Annotated in this window: 6 protein-coding genes and 3 pseudogenes; 7 read left to right on the forward strand and 2 right to left on the reverse strand. The window is 42.1% G+C overall.

Features of this window, described 5'->3' with window-relative positions; all coding sequences use genetic code 11:
* Window positions 1–556: 556 nt before the first annotated feature.
* Window positions 557–868, reverse strand: a complete 312-nt coding sequence (locus PRIP_RS15235; RefSeq protein WP_036102332.1) for a PepSY domain-containing protein — start codon at window positions 866–868, stop codon at window positions 557–559.
* A 175-nt stretch (window positions 869–1,043) separates the two neighbouring features.
* Between PRIP_RS15235 and PRIP_RS15240 the strand changes: the two genes are divergently transcribed.
* Window positions 1,044–2,117: a M42 family metallopeptidase gene (locus PRIP_RS15240; protein WP_036102336.1), complete on the forward strand. Its 1,074-nt coding sequence runs from the start codon at window positions 1,044–1,046 to the stop codon at window positions 2,115–2,117.
* On the forward strand, window positions 2,110–2,328 hold the full coding sequence (locus tag PRIP_RS15245; RefSeq protein WP_036102338.1) for a hypothetical protein: 219 nt from the start codon (window positions 2,110–2,112) through the stop codon (window positions 2,326–2,328). Before PRIP_RS15240 ends, PRIP_RS15245 begins: the two co-directional genes overlap by 8 nt.
* A 21-nt stretch (window positions 2,329–2,349) precedes the next feature.
* Here PRIP_RS15245 and PRIP_RS15250 read toward each other — a convergent pair.
* Window positions 2,350–2,794: pseudogene (locus tag PRIP_RS15250) on the reverse strand (YtoQ family protein).
* A gap of 120 nt (window positions 2,795–2,914) precedes the next feature.
* Between PRIP_RS15250 and PRIP_RS15255 the strand changes: the two are divergent.
* The 5 genes and pseudogenes from PRIP_RS15255 to murC all read left to right on the forward strand — a co-directional run.
* Window positions 2,915–3,235 (forward strand): annotated as a pseudogene (locus PRIP_RS15255) (thioredoxin family protein); the annotation flags it as partial.
* Window positions 3,236–3,262: 27 nt separating this feature from the next.
* Window positions 3,263–4,051, forward strand: coding sequence for a DUF1444 domain-containing protein (locus PRIP_RS15260; protein WP_036102351.1), 789 nt, complete (start codon window positions 3,263–3,265; stop codon window positions 4,049–4,051).
* A gap of 5 nt (window positions 4,052–4,056) precedes the next feature.
* Window positions 4,057–4,668, forward strand: a complete 612-nt coding sequence (gene ytpR, locus PRIP_RS15265; protein WP_036102345.1) for a YtpR family tRNA-binding protein — start codon at window positions 4,057–4,059, stop codon at window positions 4,666–4,668.
* 240 nt (window positions 4,669–4,908) lie between these two features.
* A complete protein-coding gene (locus PRIP_RS15270; protein WP_036102348.1) occupies window positions 4,909–7,215 on the forward strand; it encodes a DNA translocase FtsK in 2,307 nt (768 codons plus the stop codon).
* 293 nt (window positions 7,216–7,508) lie between these two features.
* A pseudogene (gene murC / locus PRIP_RS15275) lies at window positions 7,509–8,841 on the forward strand (UDP-N-acetylmuramate--L-alanine ligase).
* Window positions 8,842–9,058: the final 217 nt, after the last annotated feature.

Here is a 9,058-nt window from a genome sequence, read left to right on the forward strand (position 1 = left end):
TAAGAGAACAAGAAGCAGAGGACCGGATTAAGCGTAGTAATAAGACAAACGAGAATACATGGACCCATTCAAAACATAAAAATTTGTCAACATCAGCAGCATAGAAGCGGTTGGCGGTCACTTAGGAAGGGTCCCTTTAGGGGCCAAGCGAGTATTGAGCCCTTCTAGGGCTAATAAAAAGCCACCCGTTCACACGGGTGGATAGTTACTTTTTTTATAACAGTCTGCTTTCCTTTTTTAAATTGAAAAGTAGCAGGCTTAATTTTCTATGTCTACAATACCTATATTCTTATGCGATTTATTGCTTGACTAAACGTAAGAAACGAGGTTAGGACAAAACTCAAGATAAAGCAAAACCGCCAAGCCACTTACTTTGGGTAAGACGAAAAATTTTGCTTTACACAAATCGAGCGAAAGCGTTTGTATTCAGGGAGTTTGGTGGAAGCCGGAAGCGGAGCATACTGGTGTATGTGAGAACCGGAAGTCCGCCAAATTCCCTGAATGCGAGCGCTTGTCGCCGATTTACTTGGGTTATGTCCCAGACTCGTTTTTTATTTTAGGCTAAGTAGACATCGATAACCGTTCCGGTCGTTGCGTCTGCGATGAACTCGAATTGTTTGCGTTCGCCGTCACGGATGGCTGTGATTCCGCCATGATAAACGAATGTGTCCATAGCGAACTTTTTGTAATGTTGCTTTTTAAGTTGAATCCATGAGCCTTCGATTGGGCCTTCTTGTTTGAAAGCTTCTTTCACGTTTTCTAAAATGACATCACCTGATATCGTTTTTGGCTCAAGTAGATAATGATTGATAACATGGCCTGCTGCAGCCCCTGCTACAACACCTGCAATAAATATTTTCCAGTTCATTGTTTGCCTCCCTAAATCTTACTTTTTATATTTTGAAAAACGTTTGCTGTTTTTTATTATAACGCTTAATCTGGAAATATAAAAGCCTTTACATATTTTCGTGGCTTTTTCTTAGGTCGATGCTTTTAAAAGTGATATAATGTGGAGGATATCTCGGAAAAAGGACGGATGCTAAATGGAAAAAGAAACGTTGGAACTATTTAAAACATTAACGGAACTGCCAGGAACTTCTGGAAGTGAGCAGTTTGTGCGCGATTTTGTGAGACAAGAAATTACGCCGTTGTCAGATGAAGTTATTCAAGATGGATTGGGCGGTATTTTCGGTGTGCGTCATGGCGCAGAAGGTGGGCCGCGGATTTTGGTTGCTGGTCATTTGGATGAAGTTGGCTTTATGGTGACGCGCATTACGGATAACGGCATGATTGCTTTTCAAACAATCGGTGGTTGGAATCCGCAAGTGCTTCAGGCGCAACGGGTGCAAGTGATTACGGCAAACGGCCCGGTCATTGGTGTTGTTGCTTCTGTGCCGCCACATTTGTTGACGGAAGCGGAACGTAGCAAGCCGACAGATCCGAAGAATTTACTCATCGATATCGGTGCGGACGACAAAGAGGACGCGCTTGCCATTGGTGTGAAACCAGGGCAACAAATCGTTCCTGTCACAGAATTCACGCCGCTAGCTAATCCGAAAAAAATTATGGCTAAAGCTTGGGATAACCGTTACGGTGTTGGGCTTGCGATTGAGTTGCTTAAAGCAGTAAAAGATGAGCAGTTACCAAATACATTGTATGCAGGTGCCAATGTGCAAGAAGAAGTAGGGCTTCGTGGTGCGGGTGTGAGTGCGCACATGGTTCAACCGGATATTTTCTTTGCTTTAGATGCTAGTCCTGCAAATGATACGACGGGCGACAAGACGCAGTTCGGTCAAATCGGTAATGGCTTCTTAATGCGTATTTTCGATCGGACGATGATTATGCATCGGGGTATGCGCGAATTCTTGCTAGACACAGCCGAATCCAATCAAATTCCGTATCAATATTTCACTTCTCCGGGAGGAACGGATGCTGGTAAGGTGCATACATCAAATAGCGGGATTCCTAGTGCGGTGATTGGTGTGCCGGCGCGTTACATCCATTCATCAAACACAATTTTACACGTAGATGATTATGCGGCAGCCAAAGAAATGATTACAACCGTGATTCGCAAGCTTGATAAGACAACTTACGAGACGATTCGCGATAATGCGTAATTTATGGCGTTCCCCGGTAGTTTTAACGGGCAACATCATGGCGATTTCTGCATTGGTATTTTTGTTTGGTTATGTATTACGATTACCTTATTTCAAAAATACGGAACTAGGCTGGATTATAATGACACTCATTGGTGCTGCGATGGTTTTGGGTTTCGGTTACCTCTGGTCGTGGAAAGATAGTGTGAACACGAAGAAGCGCCTTAAATAGTCGGGCGCTTCTTTTTGAAGGTTATGCAAAAATATAATCGATTACTTGTGCGGCTTGTTCAATCGTTTCTACCGTCACATTTGCCTTTTCGGATAGTTCTTTCAGCGGGTGGTGTAGTGGTTCTGGGCGAATGATGATGGTTGGTTTGCCAAGCGCGATGGCTGTGGCTGCATCTGTTGCTGTATTCCATTGTTTGAATTTCTCGCCGAATAAGGCAATGACTAAATCTGCTTTTTTTTAAATGCAATTCTGTGCGTAAATTATTGATTTTTGATGCTTGTAAGTCTTTGTAAATCGCATTTGGTTGTTCGCCAAGCACGTGCTCACCGATTGCATCGGAAAGGTCATGATTTTCTTGCGGTCCCCAAAAATGAAACGTGATACCGGGCTTGGCTTTGATGCTTGCTCGAAGCTGGTTGCGCCAATCCGAATGAATTTCTCCGGCTAAATAAATATGATACTCCATAAAAAACGCCTCCTTGTCTGCAATGATAGAAGAAAATGACAGACATAGCAACTTTTTGAGCGTAATTCTTTACTAATTTTGGTGAGAGCTTTAGGATTAACTTAGAAACGAAGAAGGAGTCGAGAAATAATGAAACATTTAGCGTCAGTAGAAGAATTTAATGAACGAAAAGATAATGGAAGAACGATTTTTATGTTTAGTGCGGACTGGTGTGGTGATTGTAGATTTATCGAGCCGGTTATGCCTGAAATTGAAGCGGCGCATGAAGATTTTACTTTTTTGCATGTGGATCGTGATCAATTTATTGATTTGTGTGCGGACTTAGCGATTTTTGGGATTCCTAGTTTCTTGGCATTTGAAGATGGCGAGGAAATCGGGCGTTTTGTAAGCAAGGATCGGAAAACGAAAGAGGAAATTAATGATTTTATCGATGCGCTATAAGGAAGAGGGGAGGGCTTTGCTTTGAAAATGACAACGATGAAGATGAAAGAACGGCTGGAAAAAGAGCTTGAGCACCCGAATCGTGCGTTCAGTTATGATCGTGAGAAGGATACGTTGAAAGTGACGGAAGCTGGCAATTCTATCACGCTATCTATTCCACAAATTATTGCGAATTGGGAAGAAAATGGCGATGTTGCGGTGGAGAAAATCGTGTATTATGTCGTGGAAGGTTTGAAAGCTTCGCAACATACTTTGAATCTACGCGATAGTTTAGCGCAAGTGTATCCGGTCGTTCGTGCGACTTCGTTTCCGCGTGAGACGAAGGATGGCAGGGCGTTATTGGTGGAAGAGCATACGGCTGAGACGGCGATTTTTTATGTAGTGGATATTGGGTCTTCCTACCGATTTATTGAAGAAGATGCGTTACAGGACGGCTTGGCATTAGATGATGTCCGGCTGGCGGCTTTAGCTAATTTACGACAACGAGAGACGCCGACAAAGAAGGATTCCGTAGCGGGGAATGATTTTTATTTTGTACGAACGAATGATGGTTATGATGCGAGTCGGATTTTGAATGAGGCGTTTTTGCAGGAAATGCGAGCGCAACTGGAAGGTGAAATGGTGCTTGCAGTGCCACATCAGGACGTTTTGATTGTGGCGGATATTCGAAATAATACGGGCTATGATGTGTTGGCGCACATGACGATGCAGTTTTTTGCAGACGGGCTTGCACCAATTACCTCTTTACCGCTAGTGTATAATGATGGTAAACTAGAACCGATCTTTATTATGGCCAAAAACAGACCAAAGGAGTAGTTAACGTGATTGTAAATGCATTTTATAACGAAAAAGGAGTAGGGGACACGCTTTTAGTCCACCTAAAGGATGTAGAAAAAACAAACAATGAATCAAAAGGCAATGTAACGCGTATTTTTGACGCAGAAACAGGCGAAACGGTAGCGATTAATATCTTCGAAGTTTCGAAAAAACGCCAATTCGATGCAAATGGTAAAGTGAATTTGACAGAAGAAGACGTAGCGTTCATTAATCAAGAATTAGCGGACAATGGCTTTGATTTCGTCGTGGAGGCAGATCTTTCGCCGAAATTCGTCGTCGGATATGTTGTTTCGAAAGAAAAACATCCAAACGCAGATAAACTAAATGTATGCCAAGTGGATTTAGGCGATAAAACCGTCCAAATCGTATGTGGCGCACCAAATGTAGAAGCAGGACAAAAAGTCGTGGTTGCCAAAATTGGCGCGGTAATGCCTAGCGGTTTAATTATTAAGCCATCCAACTTGCGCGGAGAAGATTCGTTTGGCATGATTTGTGCGGCGCGTGAACTTGCGATTCCTGACGCACCACAAGAAAAAGGTATCATGGTTTTAGACGATAGCTATGAGACTGGTGCAGCATACCCGATAACATTTTAAGAATAAGACATCTCTTGCTGATTGAGAGGTGTCTTATTTTTCTTGTTCTTAGTATACAATTAATCTATATATTGTATTTATGAGGTTTAATTACGACGCTATAAGTTTAAGTTATGATGGATTAAATGCTCATATAAAGCGATTTACAAGCCTTTCATAGTTCTTAATAGCTTTATCTAAAATTCTCTGTTAGAATCAGTAAAAGACGCAGTTAAAAAATAATTTAGGTAGTGATATAAAATGGGATGGTTTAAAGATTTTTTCTTTGCCGATCGAGAAGAAGCATATGAGGAAGTGCAAGTAGCTAAGCCGAAAGAACAGGTGCCAGCGCAAGTACATCCAATCAAAATAGTATCAGAACAGCAACCAAAAAAAGTTGGTGTAAGGCGTTCAAATCAAACACCAACGAAACAAGTACGCGAAATCCATACAAAGATGGTATACCAATATCCGAAGGGCGAATTCCGTTTTCCGCTCATTCCAGACCAGCCGAGGCAAGTGCAGAATCAAGTAGCTGTACATAGTGAACCAAAAAGAGTCGTTTCACGAAAAAAAACAGTGGCACAACCGGATATCGAGAAAAAGCGCCCGTTCAAACCAACAGATGTCCCATCACCTGTTTTTGCATTCCAGAAAAGGCCTAGCCGTTTTGAATTCGATGTCACAAAAGAACAAGAAGTGATAGAGCCAACCCGTGATTTAGTAGGCGAGGCCATTGAGATTATTCAAAGCAATGTTTTGGTGGAAAGTGAACCTGTTGTGGAAGAGGTTGCTCAATCAGAATTGGTAGCGGAAATGGAAGAAGTCATAGAAGAGCCAGAAAACATGAAAGAAGTAGTGGCAATCGAAGAACCGCAAGTCGAAGAAATTGAAACAATACCAGAAGAACAAGAGCCGGCAACTGCTCCTGAACGAATCACGTTGATTCACGAAACACCAAAAGCAGAAGAAGCGCCACGCGAAAGAAGTACACTACCAAAGACAAGAATTCCATTCAACGTCATGATGGTAAATCAAGATAAACAACAAAAAGCCAAGCATGAAACTGTCGAACAAGAAGAAATTGCAGAAGAAAAGCCAGCCACCATTGCACCCGTTTTCCAAAGCAATAAAACCGAGGACGAGTCCGCCAATGGCTATTATTTCCCATCGCTACATTTACTCAAGCCGCCCGTTTTTGAAAATGAAGATGCTGAATGGCTAGAGTTCCAAGAAGAACTTTTAAACGAAACGCTTACGAACTTCAATGTATCAGCGAAAGTGGTCAATGTGACGCAAGGCCCCGCCGTTACAAGATTCGAAGTACAACCAGAAAAAGGCGTAAAGGTCAGTAAAATCACTAATTTAACCGATGATATCAAGCTAAACTTAGCCGCGAAAGATATCCGTATTGAAGCACCAATTCCGGGAAAAAGCACCATTGGCATCGAGATTCCAAACGAAACAAGCCGTCCTGTCATGCTTTCCGAAATTATGAACAGTCAAGCTTTTCAGTCGAGTAAATCACCATTAACAGCAGCGCTTGGCCTTGATATTTCAGGCGTTCCGATTGTAACAGACCTCCAGACGATGCCTCACGGTTTAATTGCTGGGGCAACAGGTTCGGGTAAGAGTGTCTGCATCAACTCCCTGCTGATTAGTTTGCTATACAAAGCCACGCCAGACGAATTAAAATTACTACTTATCGATCCGAAAATGGTAGAACTAGCGCCGTATAATCGTATTCCGCATCTTGTTAGCCCAGTGATTACCGATGCAAAAGCAGCAACAGCCGCGCTGAAATGGGCCGTCGATGAAATGGAACGAAGATACCAGCTATTTTCTCATGCGGGTGTTCGAAATATGGAGAAATTCAATGAATATTCTTCGCATCCTGAACATTCCGGCGAAAAACTGCCGTACATTCTAATTATCATTGATGAGTTAGCCGACTTAATGATGGTCGCACCAAACGACGTAGAAGAAGCAATTAGCCGAATTGCGCAAAAAGCCCGGGCTTGTGGTATTCATATGATTGTAGCGACACAGAGGCCATCTGTGGACGTTATAACCGGTCTTATTAAGGCAAATATCCCGACACGTGTTTCCTTCTCTGTATCCTCGCAAATTGACTCGAGAACGATTATCGATACGGCAGGTGCCGAGAAACTACTTGGAAAAGGGGATATGCTCTTCTTGCCAAGTGGCGCCTCCAAGCCAGTGCGCCTTCAAGGAACGTATGTCGGTGATCAAGAGATAGATGCTGTTATCGCTCATGTTAGAAATCAAGCAGAGCCCAATTATCTTTTTAAACAAGAAGAGCTATTGGAGCGTGAAGTCGCTAAGGAAGATAAGGATGAGCTTTTCGATGAGGCATGTGATTTTGTCTTATCGCAAAATGGCGCATCGACGTCCCTTTTGCAACGACACTTCCGAATTGGCTATAATCGCGCAGCCAGATTAATGGAGTCGTTAGAACAGCATAATATAGTCTCTGAAACGAATGGTTCCAAACCGAGAGATGTTATTATTACGCGTGAACAACTAGAAAAAATACGTGATTTATAATACACTGGTAGTTCCATTAGCGTACACACTGCTATAAAAACATGCGCAAAATCTTAAAAAAGTAAGTCCTTAGATATAAATTTCCTATTGGTGATTTCTAAATAGCTCATAAAGTGTTATAATGTCTTAGTGAGTTTTTACAACGAAGAATGAGAGCACAACAAACACAAGGTTCAAAATTTAAGAAGATGTCTAGAAATAATAAAAATAATGAAAATGCTCGTTCCAAGAATTGGCAACACACTATTTTTTAGGCTACCTCTTCAAAGATTAAAATTCTGGGGGTTCAATTAATGACGACGTATCATTTTGTTGGGATTAAAGGAGCAGGCATGAGTGCACTGGCTCAAATTATGTTCGATAAAGGCTTTTGTGTGCAAGGTAGTGATGTTGAGAAATATTTCTTCACACAAAAAGCATTGGAAGATAACGGGATTACAATTCTGCCTTTTTCTGAAGATAATATTAAAGAAGGTCTAACTGTTATTGCAGGGAACGCATTCAAAGATGACCATCCTGAAATTAAGAAAGCGATGGACATGGATTTACCAGTCATCCGCTATCACAAGTTTTTAGGTCAATTGATTGAAGGCTATACAAGTGTTGCTATTACTGGCTCGCACGGTAAGACATCAACCACTGGTTTACTTTCGCATGTATTAGAAGCGTTGCGCCCGACATCCTTCTTAATTGGTGACGGCACTGGGAAAGGAAACCCGAACGCGGAGTATTTCGCTTTGGAGGCTTGTGAGTACCAACGTCATTTCCTTGCTTATTCACCAACTTATGCCATCATGACAAATATTGATTGGGATCATCCGGATTACTTTAAGAGTGAGGATGACGTATTTAATGCGTTTGAATCTTTTGGTAAACAGGTGAAAAAAGCCGTAATTTGCTTTAGGTGACGATAGACAATTGCGACGTTTAGAGCTAGAAGTTCCTGTCATTTATTTTGGTTTTGATGATGGTAATGAATTTCAAGCCAAGAATATTGTAAAAGAAACGACTGGTTCAACATTTGATGTGTATCATAAAGGTGAGTTTCGCGGGACTTTCATCATTCCAACATACGGTGACCATAATGTGTTGAACGCACTGAGCGTCATTGCATTGTGCGACTATGAAGGCATTCCAACTGATGATGTTGCAAAAGAATTACGCACATTTGAAGGCGTTAAGCGCCGTTTCAGCATTACAGAGAAAAAAGATCAAGTGTTAGTAGACGATTACGCGCACCATCCATCAGAGATTCGCGCGACTATCAATGCGGCACGTCAAAAATATCCGAACCGTCAAGTTGTTGCAGTATTTCAGCCGCATACATTTACGCGGACACAGGCCTTTTTACAAGGCTTTGCAGACAGTTTAAATTTAGCGGACGAAGTATATTTATGTGATATTTTCGGATCAGCCCGTGAGAACCGTGGCACGCTTACTATTCAAGACTTAGCAGCTAAAACAAAAGGACAACATGTGATTCAAGAACAACACACAGAAGCGCTTTTGGACTACAAAGATGCTGTCATCCTATTCATGGGTGCAGGCGATGTACAAAAGTTCCAAGCTGCATATGAAAATATTCTCGATATGAGCGTAATTGAAGAAAAGCGAGCAGTAAATTAAATAAACCAAAATAACTACCAACTGGTAGTTATTTTTTGCGCAAAAAAGAGTCTGGGACATAACCCAAATAAATCGGCGACAAGCGCTCGCATTCAGGGAGTTTGGCGGACTTCCGGTTCTACTTCGCATACGCTACGCTTAACTTCTCGCATGGTCGGGGATACGACTCCCTCCCTGCTTTCAGTCATCACATACACCAGTACTGCTGCGCTTCCGG

Source organism: Paenilisteria riparia FSL S10-1204, assembly GCF_000525995.1.
Classification (GTDB): domain Bacteria; phylum Bacillota; class Bacilli; order Lactobacillales; family Listeriaceae; genus Listeria_A; species Listeria_A riparia.

Coding starts and splice junctions, on each gene's coding strand:
- PRIP_RS15235 (WP_036102332.1), bottom strand. CDS start 868: ATGAACTGGAAAATATTTATTGCAGGTGTTGTAGCAGGGGCTGCAGCA.
- PRIP_RS15240 (WP_036102336.1), top strand. CDS start 1,044: ATGGAAAAAGAAACGTTGGAACTATTTAAAACATTAACGGAACTGCCA.
- PRIP_RS15245 (WP_036102338.1), top strand. CDS start 2,110: ATGCGTAATTTATGGCGTTCCCCGGTAGTTTTAACGGGCAACATCATG.
- PRIP_RS15260 (WP_036102351.1), top strand. CDS start 3,263: ATGACAACGATGAAGATGAAAGAACGGCTGGAAAAAGAGCTTGAGCAC.
- PRIP_RS15270 (WP_036102348.1), top strand. CDS start 4,909: ATGGGATGGTTTAAAGATTTTTTCTTTGCCGATCGAGAAGAAGCATAT.